Source organism: Nocardia sp. CA-136227, assembly GCF_050955695.1.
Classification (GTDB): domain Bacteria; phylum Actinomycetota; class Actinomycetes; order Mycobacteriales; family Mycobacteriaceae; genus Nocardia.
Genome location: NZ_CP192081.1, coordinates 5192181 through 5213590, shown reverse-complemented (window position 1 = coordinate 5213590; position 21410 = coordinate 5192181). Strand labels below are relative to the sequence as shown.

Below are 21410 nucleotides of genomic sequence, written 5' to 3'. Positions count from 1 at the left end.
CTCCAGAGTGTTGCGCGGCGGGGGAGGTCTGACTCGCACCGGGATCCGGTGCTCACAGTGGCGCGACCGCTCCGGATTCCCACCGGATTCCCGCACCCGCCGATACTGACGAGGGGAACCCTACCGTCCGGAACCTTCGCCGGTTCCGACTGGTCGGTTCATCCCGGTGTCCGCGAAGGTCAGCGGATCCGCGAACCGAGCAGATGCCGCACGCCGCTCACGAACAGCTGCAATCCGAAGTCGAATCGCGCGGTGGCGTCGGGCATGTCGTACAGCGGCGAGTTCTCCTCGGTGAGCGCGCCCGCGGAGTCCATCTGGATGCGTGACTGCTCGTCCACCGTCTGCCCGAGCACGTAGTACAGCAGCGTGTAGGCGGCCAGTTCGGCCTCCTCACGCGTCATGCCGGCGCGAATCGCGGCGCTGGCCAGTCGTTCCCGGCCCTTGCTGGTGGTGAGGCGGGACGCGTAGGTGGCCGAGACCAGTTCGGCCCCGTCGCGGTAGGCGAGCAGGCTCTCGCGCAGCCGGTGCGCGAGTTCGGTCATCTGCTTGGACCATTCCTCGGCCCGGACCGGTTCGTCCATGGGCGCGAGAATGCGGTCGGCGACCGCGCCGAGCAGGGCCTGCTTGTTGGGGAAGTGCCAGTACAGCGCGCCGGGCTGGACGTGCAGCGAGGTGGCCAGGCGGCGCATGGTGAGATCCGCCAGCCCGTACTGGTCGAGGATGGCGATGGCCCCGTCGACCACGTCCGTGCGATGGAGTTGCACTGAAGAATCCGACCCTCTCGTGTTCCGGCTCACGTTCCGGGCTGCTAGCCTACCCTGAACACCGTTCAAGTTGCTCGGCCACACGGCCGGACGAAGGGATTCCCGCGGACATGACCCAGGTAGCCGTCACCACCGAAGCCGGTACCAACGCAGGCGATGACATCCTCGCCATCGCTCGCGAGCAGGTGCTCGAGCGCGGCGTCGGCCTGACCCAGGAGCAGACCCTCGCGGTCCTGCGGCTCGGCGACGAGCGGCTCGAGGAGCTGCTCGGCCTGGCGCACGACGTCCGCATGAAGTGGTGCGGCCCCGAGGTCGAGGTCGAGGGCATCATCTCGCTCAAGACCGGCGGCTGCCCCGAGGACTGCCACTTCTGTTCGCAGTCCGGCCTTTTCCAGTCGCCGGTGCGCGCCGCCTGGCTCGACATCCCCTCGCTGGTGGAGGCGGCCAAGCAGACCGCCAAGACCGGCGCCACCGAGTTCTGCATCGTGGCCGCGGTGCGCGGTCCGGACGAGCGCCTGATGGCGCAGGTCGCCGCGGGCGTCGAGGCCATCCGCAACGAGGTCGACATCCAGGTCGCCTGCTCGCTGGGCATGCTGAACCAGGAGCAGGTGGACCAGCTGGCCGCCATGGGCGTGCACCGCTACAACCACAACCTGGAGACCGCGCGCTCGCACTTCCCGAACGTGGTCACCACCCACACCTACGACGAGCGCTGGGAGACCCTGCGCATGGTGCGCGAGGCCGGCATGGAGGTCTGCTGTGGCGGCATCCTCGGCATGGGCGAATCCCTGGAGCAGCGTGCGGAATTCGCGGCCGACCTGGCCTCGCTGGAGCCCGACGAGGTGCCGCTGAACTTCCTCAACCCGCGCCCGGGCACCCCCTTCGGTGACCTCGAGGTGCTCCCGGCCGCCGACGCGCTGCGCGCCGTCGCAGCCTTCCGTCTCGCCATGCCGCGCACCATCCTGCGTTTCGCCGGCGGCCGCGAGATCACCCTCGGCGACCTGGGCGCCAAGCAGGGCATCCTGGGCGGCATCAACGCCGTCATCGTCGGCAACTACCTGACCACCCTGGGTCGTCCGGCCGAGTCCGACATCGATCTGCTCGGCGAACTCAAGATGCCGATCAAGGCGCTCAACGAAACGCTCTGAGCGAAATCCACTGAGAGAAAAAGGGGGTTCGGGGCCAATGCCCCGAACCCGTCTCGTACGGTAGGGGTGCGGGGGTTTGCATTCCCCTGGACCTGATCTGCCCGCCGAGTTCGATACGCGAAGGATCCATCGAGGTGGTCGTGGACATCGAGGAGCGCTACAACCCTTTCACGGGCAAGCGAGTCGTGCCGGGGCTGGACGATCCGGTACCCCCCGCGGCGGCCCTGGGCCTGGAGCCACCGCGCTTCTGTGAACAATGCGGACGCCGCATGATCGTGCAGGTCAGCCCCGACGGCTGGTGGGCCAAGTGCTCGCGCCACGGGGTGCTCGACTCCACGAGCCTGGAACACCGCTAGTGGCAGCCACATTCGCCGCCGAGCCGGGCGGACTACGCGTCGATGTACTGATGCGGGAAGTGCGTGCGGCGGCGGCGGTGTGTGCCGCGCTCGCCGCGGTGAGCGCTCTGGCCGGGGTGGCCTGGGCGTATCTCGCTCCGGCGGAACAACTGCTGGTGGTCGAACCCGATCGCGGCACCGCGCTGACCGGTGAGAGCCTGCACCGTTTCGACGCGCTCGCCATCTTCGTGCTGATCGGCATCGTGCTCGGCGTGCTCGGGACGGTCGCGGCCTGGCGCTGGCGGCGGGTGCGGGGCCCGGTCCTGCTGACCGGCATCATTCTCGGTTCCGCGCTCGGCGCGTTGCTCACCAAGGTGGTCGGCGAGGCGGTGGCCGAGCAGCGCCACGTCCGCCCGAGCCATCCGCCGATCCACACCATCGTGGAATTCGCGCCCTCCGTGGAGGGTTGGGCCGCCCTCATCGCGCAGCCCCTGGCCGCCGCGGTGGTGATCCTGCTGCTCGCGGCGCTGAGCACCTCCGACGATCTGGGCACCGGCGAGTACCTACCCTTCGGCGGCGCGCGCCCCGACCCGGTGATCGTCGCCCCGTCCCAGTACGGCTCCGCCATCCTCTACGGCCCCTACCCCGGCAATTCCGGTGCGCCGCAACCCCACGCGCCCCACGGCCCGGCGGTCCCCTTCGAAGCCCCCGAACCCGAAGCCCCCCGCTGACCCGAATCCGGCAATAATCGCTGGACCACGCTTGTTGTACCCCCTACCGTGTTCGCGACCACGGATTCGCACCACCCAGGGGGACCCCATGAAGACCGCACCGCCGGGCAAGTCCGCGCCGCCCGACGCCGCCGCACCGGCAGAGCGCCCGGACCTCACCGCCTGGCGTCACCGCCACGAACTCCGCAGATCCAATGCGTCCCAGCCGATCCCGAGCGGCCGCCGCTACCGGCGCACCACCAAGCACCGCGACCGTTCCCGGGGCGACTAGCCGATCAGCAGACGGCGCCGCGGCTCGCGGCCGTCGCCTCGAGAATCGTTCGCAGCAGCGGGAAGTCGATGGCTTCGGGTTTGCGGAAGCGCAGGCAGCCTTTGCCCATGTCCTTGGTATCGAGGTGCTCGGCGAAGGCCTCGCGGATGTCGCCGCGCATGAGATAGAAGGAGATGTACTGCTTCTGGCTGGCGAACGCGATCTCGGCGATGCCGTCGCGCTCGTAGACCGGCATGCCGAAATCCATGTCCTCGTGGAATCCGACGAGGGTTTCCCGGCACAGTTCGCGCAGCCGGGTCAGGGCCGGTCGCCGGTCCTCGGCCAGCTCACCGAGGTAGTCGTCGACGGTGCTCGCAGTACTCCGTGGCATGGGCTCAGAGTATGCCGATGGTTAGCTGAATGGGGTCGGTGATAGGCGTCCGGCGGTGCGAAATCGACATGACTCCTAGCTGCTGCCGCTGCCGGTATTGATTCCGAGGTAGCGCTCCAGGATCCCCTGCACGCCGTTGTAGTCGCCGATGGTGACTGTGCGCGCGGCGGTTCGGTCGCCCTGCTTGGCGGTCAGGGTGTACCGGCCGCCCTTGGATGGGATCCACGCGGTTTCGTTGGTGCACCAGCAATTGGTCGAGGGCGTGGGTGTGGCGATGACGGTGCCGTCGACGCTGATGGTGACGGGCGTGGTGAGGTCGGTCAGGAGTACGACCGAGATCCAGCAGGTTTCGGTGGACAGTTCACAGCTGTAGCGGCCGGGGTCCATCTGCATCAGGTCGATCTGGAAGTCCTGGGCGGCCGCGGTTCCGGTCGACAGCGGGATCGCCGCGGTCAGCAGGGCGGCTCCGAGTGCGGCGCGGGTGGTCGTTCTCAATGGACGTCCCCTGCGGGAAACTGGCAACCGGCGGAGATGGTGGCGCTGCCCGTCTTGCACGGGAGGGTCCGCAGGTACGCTTCGGTTCGCTGGGCGAAGGCTTCCAGCGAGTTGTTGTCCATGATCTGGATGGTGACCGACTGCGAGTCGCTGCCCTGCTGCACGGTGATGATGTTCGGGCCCGCCGTCTGCGGGACCCACAGGATCTTCAGCTCCCCGGGTTCGATCGTGCCCGATGTCGGCGTCGGCAGGGCGGAGGCGATCGTTTTCCCGTTGACGCTGAGGGTGATCGGGGTGGTCATGTCGTAGGCGTACCCGATGACCTGGCACTGTTGCGCCGTCGCCCGGCAGGCGAGCAGGTCCGTTCCGCCGCCCACCCAGAGTGAGACGTGGCCCGTCGCGGCCGTGGCCGTTCCGGTCGAGAGTTGTACCGCCGCGGCCGCGAGCGCGGCCCCCACCGCGGCGTAGCGACCGGCCTTCTTGGTGTTCATGGCCGAGAAGTATTTTTGAATAACCATTGTTTCACAAGGACTTTCGGGGACCCAGGTTTTCGGGGGGTCGCTCGTCCGCCCGCGGTGCGATGCCGGGTGTAGTGTCCGCTGAAGTCCGGATGACACACCAGGGGAGCCCATGCGGATACAGACCGATCATCCGATCGTCGATGCGGTGCTCGACCGCCATCGCGAACAGCTCGGCGCGTCGTTTCCCGCCTACCGCAATCACGTTCTGCGCAGCCTGAACTACCAGCGACTGCTGCTGGGGGAGCCGGTTCCCGATGTGGCGGCCCTGGTGTGGGCCGTGCACGACCTCGGTGTGTGGACCGCGGGGACCTGGGACTATCTCGATCCATCCGCCGACCTGGCCACCGTGCACGCCGCCGATTTCGGTATCACCGATGTCGGCACCGCGCGCCGCCTGGTCCTCGACCATCACCGGCTCCGCGCCGTCGACGACCGCCTCGTCGAGACCTTCCGCGTCGCCGACCGGATCGACGCCAGTCGCGGCCTGGTCCGGCGTCCGCTGGCCCGCGCCGACGTCGAATCCGTTGTGGCCCAACTCCCGTACGAGGGCTTCCACGCCTTCCTGGCGCGTCGGGGTGTCGCGTACGCCGTCACTCACCCGCTGCGGCCGCTGCCCATGCTGCGCTGGTAGCCGATCAGCGGACGGTGTCGGGGTTATCGGTACACGTCCGGTAGTGGGAAACCGAACTTCGCGGCCAGGGCGCGGACGTCGTGGAGGTCTTTGGCGGCGGGAGGGTAGGCGGTCTTGAAGGTGTACATCCAGCGGGCGGCGATGCAGTCGACCCGTTCACCGTCGATAGTGCCGGTGCCGGTGAGGGATTCGACGGGGTAGGCGATGCCGTAGCTCACCGCGCCGTCGGCGTCGTGTTCGAAGACGTGCAGGTCGACCGAGGCGTCCGGGCCCTTCGCCAGGACGAAGTTCCACGGGGTGTCGTCGGGTGTGGGGGAGGCGAGATAGCCCAGGTCCGTGAGGATTTCGCGGACTCGGTCGGCGTCGCGGCGATGGACCGCGATGTCGAGATCATGGTGCGGGCGGGTCTGCTCGCCCAGGAGGGCGTCCACGCACCAGCCGCCGTCGATCCAGACGGTGAGCCCGGATCGAGAGCAGGCGTGGTGCAGGGCCAGGACATCGGCGGCTCGCATGGGACGCAGCCTAGGCCGGCGGCTCAGTTGTAGTCGGTGACGAAGCCGAAGGTGAAGTGGTGTCCCTTGGCGTTGCACGAGATCGCGCCGCGGAAACCGCTGCCGTTGCAGGTCGTGCCCGCGTAGGTGATGGTGGCGTCGGGACCGTAGGGCGAGTTCGAGCCGGGGGTGGGGCCGCCGCCGGTGAGCAGCGGGCTGCCCGGGCGGCCGTGCACGCCGATCGGTCCGATCGCGGGATGGGCGGGCAGGAAAGCGGCGTCGATGGTCAGGTTGGTGACCGGCAGGCCGTACCAGCGCAGATCGATACTGGTCGCGTCGCAGCCGACGTCGCCGGTCGGCTTGATCGCGCAGTTGGCGAGGTTGGAGTAGCTGAAATAGACCGTGTCGCCGACGAGATAGGCGTTCGGATCGGCCACCACCGTCTCGGCGGACGCGACCGCGGATCCCGAGATCGACACGGCGGCCGCGGTCAGGGCGGCCCCGGCGAGGGCGGTTCCGATGCGCACGGATGCGGACATGGCACTCCTTCGATAGTGATCTTGGACGTTCATTCCACTATCGGGCGCAGCGCTTTTCGGGTTACCCGCCGCCGCTGCCACCAAAAATGGGGGCCTCAGGCGGGCGGGCGGAAGGCCGCGAATTCGTCGGTGACCCGGATCTCGGAGTCGGTGAAGCGATAGACCGCGGCGGGGCGGCCGCCGGCCCGGCCGGGGGAGGCGGTCTCGCCGGTCGGCGTGATCACCTTCCGGCGGGTCAGGACCCGCTGCAGGTTGGTGGTGTCCACGTCGTATCCCAGTGCCGCGCAGTAGATCTCACGCAGCGTGGACATGGTGAAGGTGGCGGGCGCCAGCGCGAAGGCGATATTGGTGTAGGAGAGCTTGGCGGCCAGCCGGTTTCGCGCGTGCCGCACGACGGTGCCGTGGTCGAAGGACATGGTCGGCAGGTTCGAGACCGGATGCCAGCGGGTGTCGGGCGGCAGCACCGGTTCGGCGGTCAACGGCACCAAACCCAGGTACGCCGAGGCGATGCGCCGGTCGCCGGGCACCCGGTCGGGATCGCTGAACACCCACACCTGTTCCAGGTGGGTCAGCTCGCGCACATCGACCTTCTCGGCGAGCTGGCGCGCGGCCGAGGCGTCGAGGTCCTCGCCGTCGCGCAGGCGGCCGCCGGGAAGTGACCAGGTGTCCTTGGCGGGGTCGAGGGCGCGCTCCCACAACAGGACCGCGAGTTCGGTGCGCTGGCCGGGCGGGCACCGATCCGTGACCGCGCTGCGCCGGTCCCTAGCGCTCTCACCTGCACCGATGGTTTCCGGGAAGCGACGAACCTGGAACACGGCGGTGAGCGTTTCGTGGATGGTGCTACGATGGGCCACGTTTTCGATTCTAAGTCGAAAACCGTGTGGATGCGAATCGGCGAAGTTGCCGGGCGCATGAGAGAAGGAGCCATGCCATGGCTGCAGCAGTGGGCACGCTGACCGAGCGCATCGCCGACGGGCCGTCGGGGTACACCGGTGTGGAAGCCACCCCGGACTGGGCGGCGGAGATCAAGCGGCTGGCGCGCGAGCGCAATGCCACCATCCTGGCGCACAACTATCAGCTGCCGGAGATCCAGGACATCGCCGACCATGTGGGCGACTCCCTGGCCCTGTCCCGGATCGCCGCGGAGGCGCCCGAGGACACCATCGTCTTCTGCGGTGTGCACTTCATGGCCGAGACCGCCAAGATCCTCAGCCCGGAGAAGACGGTCCTCATCCCGGACGAGCGGGCGGGCTGCTCGCTGGCCGACTCCATCACCGCCGACGAACTGCGCGCCTGGAAGGCCGAGTACCCGGACGCGCTGGTGGTCTCCTACGTGAACACCACCGCCGCGGTGAAGGCCCTGACCGACATCTGCTGCACCTCCTCCAACGCCGTCGACGTGGTCGCCTCCATCGACCCCGACCGCGAGGTGCTGTTCCTGCCGGACCAGTTCCTGGGCGCGCACGTCAAGCGCGTGACCGGCCGCGAGAACATGCACATCTGGATGGGCGAGTGCCACGTGCACGCGGGCATCAACGGCGACGAGCTCAACGAGCAGGCGCGCACCCACCCCGACGCCGAGCTGTTCGTGCACCCCGAATGCGGTTGCGCCACTTCGGCTCTGTACCTGGCGGGCGCGGGTGAGTTCCCGGCCGACCGGGTGCACATCCTGTCCACCGGCGGCATGATCGACGCCGCCAAGGCCGCCAAGTCCAGTCAGGTCCTGGTCGCCACCGAGGTCGGCATGCTGCACCAGCTGCGCAAGGCCGCCCCGGGCATCGACTTCCAGGCCGTCAACGACCGCGCGTCCTGCAAGTACATGAAGATGATCACCCCCGCCGCCCTGCTCCGCTGCCTGGTGGAGAACCGCGACGAGGTCCACGTCGATCCCGAAACCGCCGCCCTGGCCCGCAATTCGGTGCAGCGCATGATCGAGATCGGCAACCCGGGCGGCGGCGAGTAGCCACGCCCGCCCCGTCGGGGGAGGGATGAGCAAGTGAACACATCGATTTCGGTCACCTGGGAAGCCGAGGCCGACCTCGTCGTGGTGGGTGGTGGCGTGGCCGGGCTGACCGCCGCGCGCACCGCCTCCCGGCACGGGCTGCGGGTGCTGACCCTGAGCAAGGGCGGACCCACCGACACCTCGACCCAGTACGCGCAGGGCGGGATCGCGGTGGTCGCGCCGGACGGGGATTCGGTGGAATCCCATGTGCACGACACCGTGGTCGCCGGCGCCGGACTGTGTGACGTCGAGGCGGTGCGGTCCATCGTCGAGGGCGGTCAGCAGGCGGTCGACGCGCTGACCGACCTGGGCGCGGTCTTCGACCTGGGCCGTGACGGCGAGGTGTCGCGCACCCGTGAGGGCGGGCACAGCACCCGCCGCATCATCCACGCGGGCGGCGACGCCACCGGCGCGGAGGTGCAGCGGGCCCTGAACGCCGCCGGACTGCCGGTGATCTTCGGGGCCGCCGTCCTCGACATCGTCACCGGACCCGAGGGCGTGCGCGGCGTGATCGCGCTGTCGGACAAGGGCTTCGGCATCGTGCACACGCCCGCGGTCCTGCTCGCCACCGGCGGCCTCGGCCAGCTCTACGCGTGCAGCACCAATCCCGCGGGCGCGACCGCCGACGGCATCGCGCTGGCGTTGCGGGCCGGGGCGCTGGTCTCGGATCTGGAGTTCCTGCAGTTCCATCCGACCGTGCTGTTCACCCCCGGCGGTCTCGGCCGCCGCCCGCTGATCAGCGAGGCGGTCCGCGGCGAGGGCGCGATCCTGGTCGATTCCCGGGGCGATTCGGTGACCGCGGGCGTGCACCCGCTCGGCGACCTGGCCCCGCGCGATGTGGTGGCCAAGGCCATCGCGGCCCGCATGCACGAGCTCGGCGACGACCACGTCTACCTCGACGCCCGCGCGCTCGAGGGCTTCCCGCAACGCTTTCCGACCATCACGGCCTCGTGCCGGGCGGCGGGCATCGACCCGACCACCGACCTGATCCCGGTCGCGCCGGCCGCCCACTACCAGTGCGGCGGCATCCTCACCGACACCTCCGGCCGCACCACGGTGCCCGGCCTGTACGCCGCCGGTGAGGTGGCCCGCACCGGGCTGCACGGCGCGAATCGCCTGGCCTCCAACAGCCTGCTCGAGGGCCTGGTGGTCGGCGAGCGCGCGGGTACGGCCGCCGCGGAACGGCAGGGCATGTCGGCCCCGATCTCCGAGGTCGGCCCGCTGCGGTTCCCGCGCGCGGACCGGAAACTGTTGCAGGAGCTGATGACCGAACGCGCCGGGGTGGTCCGCGACGGCGACGGGCTGCGCGCCGCCATCCTGCGCATGCTCGGCCTGGTCTCCGACAACGAGGCTCCCGACATCACCGTCGAGTGGGCGCTGAACCGCGGGGCGGCGGAGGCCGACGGGTCCGACGACCCGGCGCGCGTGGATCGGGCGGGCGTGCCCGCCGACGCGGCCGCGGCCTTCCTGCGCGACCTGGAGGATTCGGCCCTCACCCTCACCGCCCGCGCGCTGCTGGTCGCCGCGGCGGCCCGCACCGAGAGCCGCGGCTGCCACACCCGCTCGGACTATCCGGACCCGCGGGAGGAGCTGCGCCGCAGCACCACCGTGCGGCTGGGTTCCGACGGCCGCCCGAAGCTGGTCACCGAGGACGCGGAGGCGGCGCCCACGTGGGGCCGCGACGTTATCCCCGCCGCGTCGTGAGCGGCGTCAGAGAACAAGGAGTGCTGTCATGACCCTCGATGCCGGACTCGATCGCGACGAACTGGTCGCGTTGATCCGCACCGCCCTCGACGAGGATCTGCGGTACGGCCCGGACATCACCACCCTGGCCACGGTGCCCGCGGACGCGGTGGCCAAGGCGGGCATGGCTTCCCGGCAGCCGGGCACCGTCGCCGGGCTGGACGTCGGGCTGCTGGTGCTCGACGAGGTGCTGGGGGCGGGCAACTACGAGGTGACCGGGCGCGTGCCGGACGGCACCCGGGTGCAGCCGGGCGACACCGTGCTGAGCCTGGTCGCGCCGACGCGCGGGCTGCTGACCGCCGAACGCACGCTGCTGAATCTGGTGTGCCACCTGTCCGGCATCGCCACCGCGACCGCCCAGTGGGTGGACGCCGTCGAGGGCACCGAATGCCGGATCCGCGACAGCCGCAAGACCTTGCCGGGCCTGCGCGCGCTGCAGAAGTACGCGGTGCGGGTCGGCGGCGGCGTGAACCACCGCATGGGTCTCGGCGACGCCGCGCTGATCAAGGACAACCACGTGGTGGCCGCGGGCTCGGTGGTCGCCGCGCTGCGCGCCGTGCGGGAGCTGGACCCGGACATCGAGTGCGAGGTCGAGGTGGACAGCCTCGAACAGCTCGACGCCGTGCTCGCCGAGGACGTGGAACTGGTACTGCTGGACAACTTCCCGCTGTGGGCCACCCAGGCGGCGGTGCAGCGCCGCAACACCCGGTCGCCGCGCACCAAACTCGAGTCCTCGGGCGGGCTTTCGCTGGACATGGCCGCCGACTACGCGCGCACCGGCGTCGACTACCTGGCCGTGGGCGCGCTCACCCACTCGGTCCGGGTGCTCGATCTCGGCCTGGACATGTAGCGCGGAAACCGTTGCGTCGACGCGGCCCCGGGGTGTCATTCGCCCGGGGCCGCGTCGCTGCTCGGAGCCGGTTCAGGCCCGGGGAAGGGGCGGGTCGACGAGCCAGCCGATGCCCCCGCAGCCGGTGCACAGGATGGCCGAACCCGCCTCGGAATAGCCTGCGGCCCCGGTGCCTTCGCACCATCCGCAGTACCGCCAGCCCCGATTCGGGTGGACGGTGTCGAGCAGGATATTGAGAAACCCTTGGATCGCCATGCAGAGTGGATCCCCTCGCTGGGCAGCAAACGACCCAAGAATGCGCGTCGGCTCCGGGCAATGTCCAGCAAAAGCCAGGGGGGCTTTACAGACCGAATTCCCTTGGGTCCAACCGCAGCACCTGACATGCCTCGCGAATCACCGTGGCCGCGTGTGCTCCGAGTTCGCCATCGGTTCGCCCCACCGTCAATCCGATGCGCAGCACGGCGGCCGCCTGGTCGGGATACTCGGTGGCCTTGGCGATCTGGGCCATCACGTAGGCGTGGCCGAACGCCGGATCCATGATGAGCCGGGCGCAGTTGTCCTCGAACCGGTTTCGCAGGTCCTCGGCGGGCCGGCGGCCGAGCACCTCGTGCGCCCCGACCATCTGCGCGACCCGCATCCGCGCCGCCGGATCGATACGGCCGTCGGTCGCGGACAACACCGCGCACATGCCCAGCGCCGCATCTCGGAAGGCATCGCCCCACTGCTCGTCGAGCCCTCCCGGCAACCTGGTGAGATGCGGTGCGGGCCGCGCGTCCGGGGATCCGGCGGGCGCGGCGGCGGCCGGATCGGTGCGCGGGGCAGCCGGGGAGACCAGCCGATTCGAGAACGCCATGACACACACTCCGAAGAAATGGCCGAACCCGTGGACCTCCCCGAGTCCGGGCCCGGATCGTGCGAACAACACGGTCGACAGTAACAGTCCGCCGTGGCGGGGCCCGCAGAAATTCTCCGAATACTCGCGCACAGCAACCGCGTTCGGCGCGCCCGTGATCATCGGGCGCGCCGTGCGCGGGGGCCGGACGGTCAGGCGGACAGTTCGCGTTCCAGCGGCGTGCGGAAGCGGGGGATCGGGCGGACCTCGCCGTACCAGCCGCGCAGCCGGTCCGCCTCGGCGGCGATGGCGCGCTCGGCGTCGGCGCCGACATCCTCGAGCAGCCGCCAGGCGATGTCGCCGTCCGGTCGCTGCGCCCAGCCGCCGACGATGCGACCGTCCCACCACACCGACGGGCCGATATTGCCGTTGCGGTCGAACAGGGCGGGCTGATGCGGTCCCAGATACCAGTCGCGCGATTGCCAGCCCATCGGCGTGGGATCCAGCGCGGGCAGCAACGCCGCCCACGGTTCCGGGGCGGGTGTGAGCTCCAGATCGTCGGCCAGCACCAGGCCGGTCTCCCCGCCCAGGTCCACCTCGACCGTGTCCACCAGCGCCAGCGCCTTGCGGACCTCGCCCAGCGTCCAGCCGGTCCACCATTTGAGATCGCTCACCGGCGCGGGACCGAAGGCGCGCAACCACTTCCGGACCAGCTCGGCGCGAGCCTCCTCGACCGGCATGACCGCGATCCCATCGGGCAGCCAGGATTCGATGGGCGCCCAGGTGTATTGGCTGCTGGACCAGGTCCCATTGGGACGGCCGCGCACGATTCGGCCCTCGCAGCCGAGCGTGACCAGCACCCAGGTGGTGATATTGGTGGGCTTGGAGTACGGCTTGCCCGGCGCGGTGTCCACCTGGGTTCGCAGCTCGGGCACCGCCTTGCTCAGCTGCGCTCCCGTCGCCGCCCCGCGGGCCAGCAAGGCGTCGTGCGTCTTCGACTCGACCGCGTTCCACCACTTCACGACATTGCCGGGCACCGCGCCGGACTGTTCCAGATAGCGCCCATAGGTCTTGCGCTGCTTGTGCGCCAGCGCGTCGGCGACCGCGGCCTGCAGCACCGGCACCAGATCGACGGGTGCGACGAACATGGTGCGCCGCATGGCCAGCATGCGCAGCAGGATCCGGTCGTCGTAGAGCGACTTCTCCACGTGGCCGGTCTCCAGGTCCGCCGAGCGCGCCGCGACCGACAGGTACACGGTGGCCGGGTCGGTCGCGTGCAACACCACCAGGGACCGCACGATCGACTCGACCGTGTCGCCGCGTTCCGCCGCCGCCAGCCGGTGCCGCACCCCGAGTCGAGCCCGCCGCTCCGCGGCATCCATCGAACGCATGGTCGAATCCTAGCCGCCGGCAGCCTGATTCGGGCACACCCCGGCACATCCGTTCCGGCGCGCCGACCGGCCCGGCGTGGGTTCCCGACCGGACCGCCCGGACATGCGACGATGCCGGACGTGCGTGCTCATCGGCGAGGGTTGCGGGTAATCGGTGCGGTCGCGAGTGTGGTGGCGGCGGCCATGGTCGGGCTACCGGGCATCGCGGGCGCGGCCGACGACGGCGTGTCCATGCGGCCGATCAGCCTCACCGTGGACGGCGAGACCGCCACCGGCCGCGTCTACGAACCCGAGGGCGGGGCCCGCGCGCTCATCGTGGCGGTGCACGGCCACGACGGCAGCGCGAGCGACTTCCCCGACTACATGGCCTCGATCGTCAACAACACTGGCGCCGCCCTGGTCACCATGGACCAGCGCTCCGACTCCGGCGCGTGGCGCACGGGGGAGTGGAACGTGTGGGCGGGCTGGCGCGACACCGTCGCCGCCACCCAGTGGTACCGCGGCGCACACCCCGGCCTCGGACCCACCGTGCTGTGGGGCTGGAGCCAGGGCGGCGTCACCAGCGGACTGGCCGCCGCCTACGCCCCGCCCGGCACCTACGACTACTGGGTCGACACCTTCGGCCACGCCGGGGATCTCACCGCCTGGCTGGAAGCCAACCTGGCCGGCAAGCAACTGCGGCCGGAGATCGAACGCGATGCGGGCGGCTGTATTCCGCTGACCTGCCCGCAGGCCTACATCGACCGCTCGCCGGTGCTCATGCCCGGCCGCATCGACGTCCAGCGGGCGGTGCTGGTGCACGGCACCGCGGATACGGTGGTGCCCTACACCAGTTCGATGGAGATGCGCGCCGCGCTGATGCTCGCGGGCAAGCGGGTGTCCATGTACACCGTCGTCAGCGGCCGCGATCTCGACGGCCGCGTCGTGCCCGGCGAGCACGGCATCAATCCGGTGTTCTTCGAATCCGGTTGCGCGGTCATGCGACTGCTGCAGGGCACCGAACCCCTCGGCGGCGACCACGACTACACCATCGATGTCGGCGCGGGCGTCAACACCGCCCCGCCGGCCCCGGCGAACGCCAAATGCGCGGCCTGACAGCCGGTCCCGCGCGCAACCGGTTACCGCTCCCGGCGTCGCGCCCCGCGTGGGCCGACCGCCGTGCCACACGATCGGGCGCCGAACACTAGGCTCGGCCCCGGCATCGGCAGGGCGAGACGGGATGAAGCGCAATGAAAGTCGTGGTGGCGGGAGCGACAGGGGCGATCGGGCGGCCATTGGTGACGGCGCTGCGCGCCCGCGGGCACCAGGTGTACGCGCTCACCCGTGACGGCCGCGGCGCGGAGGTCGCGCGGACGCTCGGAGCCACCCCGCTGGTCGCCAATGTGATGGATCGCTCGGAGCTGTTGCGCGCCACCGAACGGCTCACCGCCGACGCGGTCATCCACGAGCTCACCGCCTACCGGAACTCGCCGCCCACCCACTACCACTCGCCGGGCCTGCTGCGCACCAACGCCTTACGCGAGACCGGCGGCAAGCACCTGGTGGAACTGGCCCAGCGCGCGGGCGCGCGCCGGTACCTGACGCAATCGGTGATCTTCGGCTACGGCATGCGCGACCACGGCCCGCGGCCGGTGACCGAGCAGGACCCCTTCGGCCGCATCCCCGGCGACGTCAACGACGGCCTCATCGGGGCGCTGCACGAGGCCGAATGCCACGCCTGGCGGGCGCCCGGCATCGACGGAATCGCGCTGCGCTACGGCGTCTTCTACGGACCCGGCGCGTCCGCGTCCTTCACCCGCGCCCTGCGGCGACGGCTGTTCCCGCTGCCCAGCGCGACCACCGGGCACACCGGCTTCGTGCACGTCGAGGACGCCGCCGCCGCGACCGTGGCCGCGCTCGAACGCGGCGTGCCCGGCCAGGCGTACAACATCGTCGACGACGAGCCCGCCACCTGGGAGGCCATGTTCGACGCCGCCGCCGCGGCCGTCGGCGCGCGCCCGCCGCTGCGGGTGCCGCCGCGCCTGATGCGCATCACCTCCCCGCTGACCGCGGCCCAGATGCTCGACTTCTCGCTCCGCCCCTCCAATGCCAAGGCCCGGGCCGAACTGCGCTGGGCGCCGCGCTATCCGAGCTACCGCGAGGGACTGCGCACCCTGGCGCGCGTCCACGCCTGACCCGGCGGTCCGGTCGCGTCGGAACACAGCCGCGCCCACTACCGTTGATCACCACGGAAGACGGATGATCCACGCGAATCGGGCGCGAAGGAAGGCAGTGATGAACACACCGGCGGACCCCACCTACACCTGGCTGGGCGCGGAGCTCGACCTCGACGCCTACCTGGACCGGATCGGATTCACCGGTGCGCGCACGCCCACCCTGGAGACCCTGCGCGCCCTGGTGCGCGCCCACACCACCACGATCCCGTTCGAGAACCTCGAGATCATCCTCGGCCGCGGCATCCCCCTGGACGTGGAGGCGCTGCAGGACAAGCTGATCCGGCGGCGGCGCGGCGGCTACTGCTACGAGAACGTCGGACTGTTCGCGGCCGCGCTGGAACGGCTCGGTTTCGAGTTCACCGCCATGTCCGGCCGGGTCACGCTGGGAGCGACCGGCCTGCGCCCGCCCACCCACGCGCTGCTGCGGGTGAAGACCGCCGACGACGACCGGCTGTGGCTGTGCGACGTCGGTTTCGGCTTCGGCCCCCTGGAACCGATCGAGCTGGCCCCCGACCGCGGTGAATTCGGCGCGGGCGCATGGCGTTTCCGGCTGGAGCGGACCACCGATGCGGTCGGCGGCGAGCTGTGGACGCTGTACCAGTTCGGGAAGGACGGCTGGGTGGACCGGCACACCTTCGCCATCACCCCGCAGTATCGGGTCGATTTCGCGGTCGGGAACCACTACGTGTCCACCTCGGCGCGTTCGCCGTTCACCATGCGGCCCTTCGTGCAGCGCTTCCTGCCCGACGTGCACCACCAGATCGACGGCACCACCTGGACCACGCACCATCCCGACGGGTCGGAGGAGGTGCGTGAGCTAGAGGTCGCCGAGCTGCCCAAGGTGCTCGCGGAGGTCTTCGATATCGAGCTCGATGCCGACGACGCCGCCCGGTTGGTCCGCGCGGAGTGGGCCGCGGCGGTGAAAAGTAGCTGAACTCGATCGGTGTGTGGGAGCAAACACGCACCAAACCGATCGGTCTATGTCTGGTCATGTATGGGTCGCGACCAGCGCATACGCCGACCCGGTCACAAGCGGGTCGCCGACGGGCGGCGCAGATCTCATCGAGATCTCCGCCATATCTCACGCTGACGTCGGCGATCCGCGCGTCGCCCGCTACACTCGTGCGGGGAAACGCGCGGGCAACCGCATTGTCACAGTCATCTCGAAGAACCTCGGAGTAGTGCCATCGAAACCGGCCAAGTGATCGCAGGGCATTACCGCCTGGTCGAACGGATTGGTAGCGGCGGCACAGGTGTCGTCTGGCGAGCCGTCGACCAGCGGCTGGAACGTTCCGTCGCGATCAAGCAGATCCTCACCCAGCCGAGCCTGTCGGACGCGGACAAGGACATCGTCAAGCAGCGGGCCGCGCGCGAGGCGCGCAACGCGGCCCGCTTCCAGCATCCGAACGCCATCGTCGTCTTCGACATCACCGAGCACGAGGGCGACCCGTGCTTGATCATGGAGTACCTGCCCTCGCAGAGCCTCGCCGTGGTGCTGTCCGCGCAGGGCACGCTGCCGCTGCCGCAGTGCGCGCGCATCGGCGAACAGGTGGCTTCCGCGCTGATCGCCGCGCACCGCGCCGGCATCGTGCACCGTGACGTCAAGCCCGGCAACATCCTGCTCGGCGACAACGGCGCGGTGAAGATCACCGACTTCGGCATCGCCAAGTCCAAGGGCGACGTCACCCTCACCGCCACCGGGCTCATCTCCGGCACCGCCGCCTACCTCGCCCCCGAGGTCGCCCGCGGCGCCGAACCGACCCCGGCCGCCGACGTCTTCGCCTTGGGCGCCACGCTCTTCCACGCGCTGGAAGGCGAACCGCCCTACGGCACCAACCCGAATCCGCTGGCCTTGCTCTACGCCGCGGCCAACGGTCAGATCAGCGAGCCGCGCAATGCCGGGCCGCTGTCGGACCTGCTGCTCAGCCTGCTCAGCTTCGAGCCGGAGGACCGGCCGAGCATGCTCGACGTGCGCGACATCATGGCCGAATTCGCCGAGGTCGGCCCGGACGCCGAGGCCACCCGCGTGCTCGCCGCCCGCCGCTCCGGCCCGATCACCCCGCAGGGCAGCGCCGCGCCGCGCCAGCAGACCCGGCAGATGGAACGCCGTTCGTCGGCCAACGCCGACATCCCGACCGGCGCCATGAGCCAGGCCCAGCTGCTCGAGACCCCGCCGCCGCGGCCGGTCCCCAACGGCGGCCCGCCGACCCGCAATCACCCCGCGCCGGAACCGGATTCGGAGCCCGGCGGCAAGAAGAAGCTGGTCTGGATCCTGCTCGCCGCGGTCGTCGTGGTGGCCGGCGGCATCGTCTACGGCATGATAAGCGACTCCGGCTCGAACGACTCGCCCGGCGCGGGCGGCGCCACCACCTCGGTGAAGGCCTCGACCTCGGCCAGCTCCACCAAGGGCACGCCCTCGGGCCTGGGCCAGACCAAGAGCGCCTCGACCGTGAGCGTCGGCAATGGCGCGGACGCCGTGGACAAGTTCTACGACGCCCTCACCTCGCAGCGGTACCAGGAGGCGTGGACCCGGCTCACCCCGGCCGCGCAGCAGGTGTACGGCAGCGCGACGGCGTTCCAGACCTACTGGACGAACAATCCGATCAGCCGCTACTCGACCATCGAGGGCGCCCGCGGGACCGACAGCAACAATCCCGATGGCTCCGTGGACATCTCGCTGGCCAGCCTGAGCACCAAGAACAGCGGCAGCAAGTCGGTGACGCTGCGGGTCGTCGACAGCGGCGGCTCCCTGCTGATCGACAGCGACACCAAGTAGCCCGATCGCTCGAACCACCTGCGCCGCACCGGATCACCGGTGCGGCGCAGTGCTTTCCGGGGGTCCTGCCCGGGTCGGCTAGTGGTGGGTGGCCGGATCCGCGGCGAGCGAGGCCAGCAGGCGCAGGGCGTCGGCGCTGGGGGAGCCCGGCTCGACGTGATGGGCGACCAAGGCCTGATCGGGATCGTCGGGCAGGCGCAGGGTTTCGTAGCCCAGATCGAGGCGGCCCACGATCGGGTGCCGGTAGATGTGGCGGCCGTGGGTCTTGTCCTTGAGCTCGTGGCGTTCCCACAGAGCGGCGAATTCGGGGCTCGCGGAGTTCATTTCGGCGATCAGCGCGGTGATGCGGGGGTCGCCGGGATTGCGGGCGGCGTCCACCCGCAGATACGCCACGGTGTCGGCGGCCTTGTCGTCCCAGTCCTCGTAGAGGTCCTTCGCGCCCTCGTCCAGGAACACCAGGTGCAGGAAGTCGCGCTGCTCGGGGGCGATCGCGCCGAAATCGCCGATCAGGGCCGCCGCCAGGCGATTCCACGCCAGCACGCTCACCCCGCGGCCCACGATGTAGGCGGGCACGTCGTGGGCGGCGTCCAGCAGCCGCCGCAAGCCCGGGCGCACCTGCTGCGCGGCGGGCGGCTCCTCACCCGACCACGGGCGGGCCAGCAGGTAGAGGTGGTCGCGCTCGACCTGGTTCAAGCGCAGCGCCCGCGCCACCGCGTCCAGCACCGACTCCGAGAACTGCAGACTGCGTCCCTGCTCCAGGCGCACATAGTGATCCACGCTCACCCCGGCCAGCAGCGCCAGCTCCTCGCGCCGCAGTCCCGGCACCCGGCGGCGGGCCCCGTGCGAGACCAGGCCCACCTCCTCCGGGCTCAGCCGGGCGCGGCGGGAGCGCAGGAATTCACCGAGTTCGGCGCGACGGTCCAGGGTCATGGAACCAGGTAACCACGCGGGCCCCGGGTTTCATCCTGGTCATGCCGTGCCCAGGCAGACGCCGCACTGTTTGCCGCGCCCGGATCGGACGACTGTAGTGCTCAGCGCCGCACACCACGGCGGACACCGACTCCCGAGGAGCACAGCATGACCTCCCTTCCGACCCGTCAGCTCGGGACCACCGACATGCGCATCAGCCGAATCGGTTTCGGCGCGTGGGCACTCGGCGGCGCGGGCTGGCGCTACGCCTGGGGCGCGCAGGACGACGCCGGCTCGATCGCCACCCTGCGCCGCGCCATCGACGCGGGCGTGAACTGGATCGACACCGCCGCTGTCTACGGGCTCGGCCACTCAGAGGAAGTGGTCGGCAAGGCGATCGGCGACCTGTCCGAGGCCGACCGGCCCTTCGTCTTCACCAAGGCCGGGCTGGTCTGGGACGAGAACGACCGCGCCGCCGCGCCCCGGCGGATCATGGCCGCCGCCAGCGTGCGCCGCGAGATCGAGGACTCGCTGCGGCGACTGGACGTCGAACGCATCGACCTGTACCAGGTGCACTGGCCCGACACCGGTGCCTCCCTGGACTTCTCGGACCCGGACGGCGTGGCCGACGCCGTGGTCACCCCGCTGCACGAGTACTGGCAGACCATGGCCGACCTGGTCACCGAGGGCAAGGTCCGCGCCATCGGCCTGTCCAACCACGACGTCGGACAGCTCGAACTCGCCGAGTCCATCGCCCACGTCGACGCCATCCAGCCCCAGTTCTCCCTGATCAAGCGCGCCGCCGCGGGCGAATTGGCCTGGGCCGCAGCCCATCACACCGGCGGCATCGTCTACCAGCCCCAGCACTCCGGCCTGCTGACCGGCGCCTTCTCCGCCGAACGCGTCGCCGCCCTGCCCGACGACGACTGGCGCAAGGGCTTCCCCGAATTCACCACCGACCTCCACCGCAACCTCGCCCTGGTCGAAGCGCTGCGCCCCCTCGCTGCCGCCCACCACACCACCGTCGGCGCCCTCGCCATCGCCTGGACCCTCACCTGGCCCGGCGTCACCGGCGCGATCGTCGGCGCCCGCACCCCCGCCCAGGTCGACGGCTGGATCGACGCCGCCACACTGGACCTGACCCCCGCCGACCTCGACACCATCGCCACCGCCCTGCGCACCACCGGCGCGGGCGAAGGCCCGATCACCCACTGACACACCCCACACCGAACCAGAGGAGCACACCATGACCCTGCACGTCGTCGCCGAACTGCGCGTCACCGCCGGAAACGAGGACCGCCTGCGCACCGCCCTGGAAGCCATGATCGAACCGTCCCTGGCCGAACCCGGCTGCCTGTCCTACCAGCCCTTCACCAACCCCAACGACCCCGCCCACATGGTCGTGGTCGAGGAATGGCAGGACGCCGACGCCCTCGAGAAGCACTTCGCCACCGACCACTTCCAGCACGTGGCGGGGGTTCTGGAGGGCATCGTCGCCGAGCCGATGATCATCCGCCGCCTGGTCGCCGAATAGCGGTCGCGAAGCCCGTGCCCCCGCACTCCACGGCGGGGGCACGGCCGTCGAGTCCTGCTCGACGCGCCGGACTTATGCGACGATGCCGCTAGGCGTACCGTCAAGTCTGTGAGCAGTGGCGCCGTTCCCGCGGCAGGGGTTGAAGGCTCGGACCTGTGGGCCCGGGCTTTCGCGGCACTGTACGACCCTCTGCTGTGGATGGGCGAGAAGGCGGGTATGAGCACTCGTCGGCGAAATTTGCTCAGCCGTGCGAGGGGGCGGACAGTCGAACTCGGCAGCGGTACCGGCCTCAACCTGGGGTACTACCCGGACGGCCTCGACGAGCTGATCTTGACCGAACCGGAGGCCGCGATGCGTACGCGGTTGGCGCGGAGGCTGAGTCGGAGCCGCCTTCGCGCACGCGTGCTCGACGCAACGGCGGAACACTTGCCGTTCGCGGATGAAACCGTGGATACGGTCGTCTCAACGCTCGTATTGTGCACCGTCGATGACCCTGATCCGGTGTTGCGGGAGATCGGACGGGTGTTGCGTCCCGGCGGCCGGCTGCTGTTTCTCGAGCACGTCCGCTCCGATTCGCCTCGGCTTTCCCTTTGGCAGGACCGCCTCGCCGGCCCTTGGCGCCGGTTCGCAGAGGGCTGTCATTGCAACCGCGCCACCCTCGAGCTGCTCCGGGCGTCGGGGCTGAAGGTCGAAGACGTGCAAGAAATGTCGTGGCGGGCCATGCCCCCGATTGTTCGACCGCTGATCACGGGCGTGGCCACCAAAAACGAAATCTGATTGCGGCCAGGAGTGAATGTTCCAGCGGGCCTGCCAGTCCTTTCCTGGTGAGATATCCCGACGCCCGCACGGCGGTGGATACTT

The 21410-nt window shown here is 70.3% G+C and carries 26 protein-coding genes and 1 riboswitch; of the genes, 15 read left to right on the top strand and 11 right to left on the bottom strand.

Annotated elements, in window-relative coordinates:
- Positions 1-4 precede the first annotated feature (4 nt).
- Positions 5-138, bottom strand: a riboswitch (cobalamin riboswitch).
- Positions 139-179: 41 nt separating this feature from the next.
- Positions 180-764: a TetR/AcrR family transcriptional regulator C-terminal domain-containing protein gene (locus ACQP06_RS24150; RefSeq protein WP_357095181.1), complete on the bottom strand. Its 585-nt coding sequence runs from the start codon at positions 762-764 to the stop codon at positions 180-182.
- 110 nt (positions 765-874) lie between these two features.
- On the opposite strand from ACQP06_RS24150, the gene bioB reads away from it, so the two are divergent.
- The 4 genes from bioB to ACQP06_RS24130 all read left to right on the top strand — a co-directional run bounded on the left by bioB (position 875) and on the right by ACQP06_RS24130 (position 3249).
- Positions 875-1912, top strand: coding sequence for a biotin synthase BioB (gene bioB / locus ACQP06_RS24145; protein ID WP_357095183.1), 1038 nt, complete (start codon positions 875-877; stop codon positions 1910-1912).
- A gap of 140 nt (positions 1913-2052) precedes the next feature.
- Entirely contained in the window at positions 2053-2268 is a 216-nt protein-coding gene (locus tag ACQP06_RS24140) for a hypothetical protein (RefSeq protein WP_213561023.1), read from the top strand.
- Positions 2268-2978, top strand: a complete 711-nt coding sequence (locus ACQP06_RS24135) for a DUF2567 domain-containing protein (RefSeq protein ID WP_433666748.1) — start codon at positions 2268-2270, stop codon at positions 2976-2978. The genes ACQP06_RS24140 and ACQP06_RS24135 overlap by 1 nt, the downstream gene beginning before the upstream one ends.
- A gap of 88 nt (positions 2979-3066) precedes the next feature.
- A complete protein-coding gene (locus ACQP06_RS24130; protein ID WP_433666747.1) occupies positions 3067-3249 on the top strand; it encodes a hypothetical protein in 183 nt (60 codons plus the stop codon).
- A gap of 4 nt (positions 3250-3253) precedes the next feature.
- Here the strand turns inward: ACQP06_RS24130 and ACQP06_RS24125 are convergent, their stop codons facing one another.
- The 3 genes from ACQP06_RS24125 to ACQP06_RS24115 form a co-directional block, all read right to left on the bottom strand.
- Positions 3254-3619 carry a DUF1801 domain-containing protein gene (locus tag ACQP06_RS24125; RefSeq protein WP_433666746.1) on the bottom strand — a complete coding sequence of 122 codons (366 nt, stop codon included), beginning with the start codon at positions 3617-3619 and terminating at the stop codon, positions 3254-3256.
- A 75-nt stretch (positions 3620-3694) separates the two neighbouring features.
- Positions 3695-4114 (bottom strand): hypothetical protein, encoded by a 420-nt coding sequence (locus tag ACQP06_RS24120; protein ID WP_433666745.1) that lies wholly within the window; start codon positions 4112-4114, stop codon positions 3695-3697.
- Positions 4111-4605, bottom strand: coding sequence for a hypothetical protein (locus ACQP06_RS24115; RefSeq protein ID WP_433666744.1), 495 nt, complete (start codon positions 4603-4605; stop codon positions 4111-4113). The genes ACQP06_RS24120 and ACQP06_RS24115 overlap by 4 nt, the downstream gene beginning before the upstream one ends.
- Before the next feature lie 139 nt (positions 4606-4744).
- Here ACQP06_RS24115 and ACQP06_RS24110 point away from each other — a divergent pair, with 139 nt between their 5' ends.
- Positions 4745-5266 carry a hypothetical protein gene (locus ACQP06_RS24110; protein WP_433666743.1) on the top strand — a complete coding sequence of 174 codons (522 nt, stop codon included), beginning with the start codon at positions 4745-4747 and terminating at the stop codon, positions 5264-5266.
- 23 nt (positions 5267-5289) lie between these two features.
- Here the strand turns inward: ACQP06_RS24110 and ACQP06_RS24105 are convergent, their stop codons facing one another.
- The 3 genes from ACQP06_RS24105 to ACQP06_RS24095 all read right to left on the bottom strand — a co-directional run bounded on the left by ACQP06_RS24105 (position 5290) and on the right by ACQP06_RS24095 (position 7150).
- Positions 5290-5778 (bottom strand): nucleotidyltransferase domain-containing protein, encoded by a 489-nt coding sequence (locus ACQP06_RS24105; protein WP_433666742.1) that lies wholly within the window; start codon positions 5776-5778, stop codon positions 5290-5292.
- 23 nt (positions 5779-5801) lie between these two features.
- The gene (locus ACQP06_RS24100; protein ID WP_433666741.1) at positions 5802-6296 is read right to left on the bottom strand and encodes a hypothetical protein; all 495 of its coding nucleotides are present in this window, start codon (positions 6294-6296) and stop codon (positions 5802-5804) included.
- A gap of 95 nt (positions 6297-6391) precedes the next feature.
- Complete coding sequence (locus ACQP06_RS24095) at positions 6392-7150, bottom strand: NUDIX hydrolase (RefSeq protein ID WP_433666740.1); 759 nt, start codon at positions 7148-7150, stop codon at positions 6392-6394.
- Between the two features lie 77 nt (positions 7151-7227).
- Between ACQP06_RS24095 and nadA the strand changes: the two genes are divergently transcribed.
- From nadA to nadC, 3 genes are read left to right on the top strand one after another with little or no spacing between them, the layout of a single operon-like run.
- Positions 7228-8259: a quinolinate synthase NadA gene (gene nadA / locus ACQP06_RS24090; protein ID WP_357095208.1), complete on the top strand. Its 1032-nt coding sequence runs from the start codon at positions 7228-7230 to the stop codon at positions 8257-8259.
- A 33-nt stretch (positions 8260-8292) separates the two neighbouring features.
- On the top strand, positions 8293-10002 hold the full coding sequence (locus ACQP06_RS24085) for an L-aspartate oxidase (protein ID WP_433666739.1): 1710 nt from the start codon (positions 8293-8295) through the stop codon (positions 10000-10002).
- Between the two features lie 28 nt (positions 10003-10030).
- The gene (gene nadC / locus ACQP06_RS24080; protein WP_433666738.1) at positions 10031-10891 is read left to right on the top strand and encodes a carboxylating nicotinate-nucleotide diphosphorylase; all 861 of its coding nucleotides are present in this window, start codon (positions 10031-10033) and stop codon (positions 10889-10891) included.
- Positions 10892-10963: 72 nt separating this feature from the next.
- Here nadC and ACQP06_RS24075 read toward each other — a convergent pair whose 3' ends face one another.
- The 3 genes from ACQP06_RS24075 to ACQP06_RS24065 all read right to left on the bottom strand — a co-directional run bounded on the left by ACQP06_RS24075 (position 10964) and on the right by ACQP06_RS24065 (position 13114).
- On the bottom strand, positions 10964-11146 hold the full coding sequence (locus ACQP06_RS24075) for a hypothetical protein (protein WP_433666737.1): 183 nt from the start codon (positions 11144-11146) through the stop codon (positions 10964-10966).
- A gap of 85 nt (positions 11147-11231) precedes the next feature.
- Positions 11232-11744 carry a tellurite resistance TerB family protein gene (locus tag ACQP06_RS24070; protein WP_433666736.1) on the bottom strand — a complete coding sequence of 171 codons (513 nt, stop codon included), beginning with the start codon at positions 11742-11744 and terminating at the stop codon, positions 11232-11234.
- Positions 11745-11935: 191 nt separating this feature from the next.
- Positions 11936-13114: a winged helix DNA-binding domain-containing protein gene (locus tag ACQP06_RS24065; RefSeq protein WP_433666735.1), complete on the bottom strand. Its 1179-nt coding sequence runs from the start codon at positions 13112-13114 to the stop codon at positions 11936-11938.
- Between the two features lie 120 nt (positions 13115-13234).
- On the opposite strand from ACQP06_RS24065, the gene ACQP06_RS24060 reads away from it, so the two are divergent.
- From ACQP06_RS24060 to ACQP06_RS24045, 4 genes are all read left to right on the top strand, one after another.
- On the top strand, positions 13235-14209 hold the full coding sequence (locus ACQP06_RS24060) for an alpha/beta hydrolase family protein (RefSeq protein WP_433666734.1): 975 nt from the start codon (positions 13235-13237) through the stop codon (positions 14207-14209).
- A gap of 134 nt (positions 14210-14343) precedes the next feature.
- Positions 14344-15288: an NAD-dependent epimerase/dehydratase family protein gene (locus tag ACQP06_RS24055; RefSeq protein ID WP_433666733.1), complete on the top strand. Its 945-nt coding sequence runs from the start codon at positions 14344-14346 to the stop codon at positions 15286-15288.
- Between the two features lie 100 nt (positions 15289-15388).
- Entirely contained in the window at positions 15389-16264 is an 876-nt protein-coding gene (locus tag ACQP06_RS24050) for an arylamine N-acetyltransferase family protein (RefSeq protein WP_433666732.1), read from the top strand.
- A gap of 267 nt (positions 16265-16531) precedes the next feature.
- Entirely contained in the window at positions 16532-18106 is a 1575-nt protein-coding gene (locus ACQP06_RS24045) for a protein kinase domain-containing protein (protein WP_433666731.1), read from the top strand.
- A 78-nt stretch (positions 18107-18184) separates the two neighbouring features.
- On the opposite strand, the gene ACQP06_RS24040 is transcribed toward ACQP06_RS24045, so the two are convergent.
- Positions 18185-19036, bottom strand: coding sequence for a helix-turn-helix transcriptional regulator (locus ACQP06_RS24040; protein WP_379275667.1), 852 nt, complete (start codon positions 19034-19036; stop codon positions 18185-18187).
- 147 nt (positions 19037-19183) lie between these two features.
- Here ACQP06_RS24040 and ACQP06_RS24035 point away from each other — a divergent pair, with 147 nt between their 5' ends.
- The 3 genes from ACQP06_RS24035 to ACQP06_RS24025 all read left to right on the top strand — a co-directional run bounded on the left by ACQP06_RS24035 (position 19184) and on the right by ACQP06_RS24025 (position 21326).
- The gene (locus tag ACQP06_RS24035; RefSeq protein ID WP_433666730.1) at positions 19184-20230 is read left to right on the top strand and encodes an aldo/keto reductase; all 1047 of its coding nucleotides are present in this window, start codon (positions 19184-19186) and stop codon (positions 20228-20230) included.
- Between the two features lie 31 nt (positions 20231-20261).
- Positions 20262-20549 (top strand): putative quinol monooxygenase, encoded by a 288-nt coding sequence (locus tag ACQP06_RS24030; RefSeq protein WP_433666729.1) that lies wholly within the window; start codon positions 20262-20264, stop codon positions 20547-20549.
- 108 nt (positions 20550-20657) lie between these two features.
- Positions 20658-21326, top strand: coding sequence for a class I SAM-dependent methyltransferase (locus ACQP06_RS24025; RefSeq protein WP_433666728.1), 669 nt, complete (start codon positions 20658-20660; stop codon positions 21324-21326).
- The last annotated feature ends 84 nt before the right edge of the window (positions 21327-21410 follow it).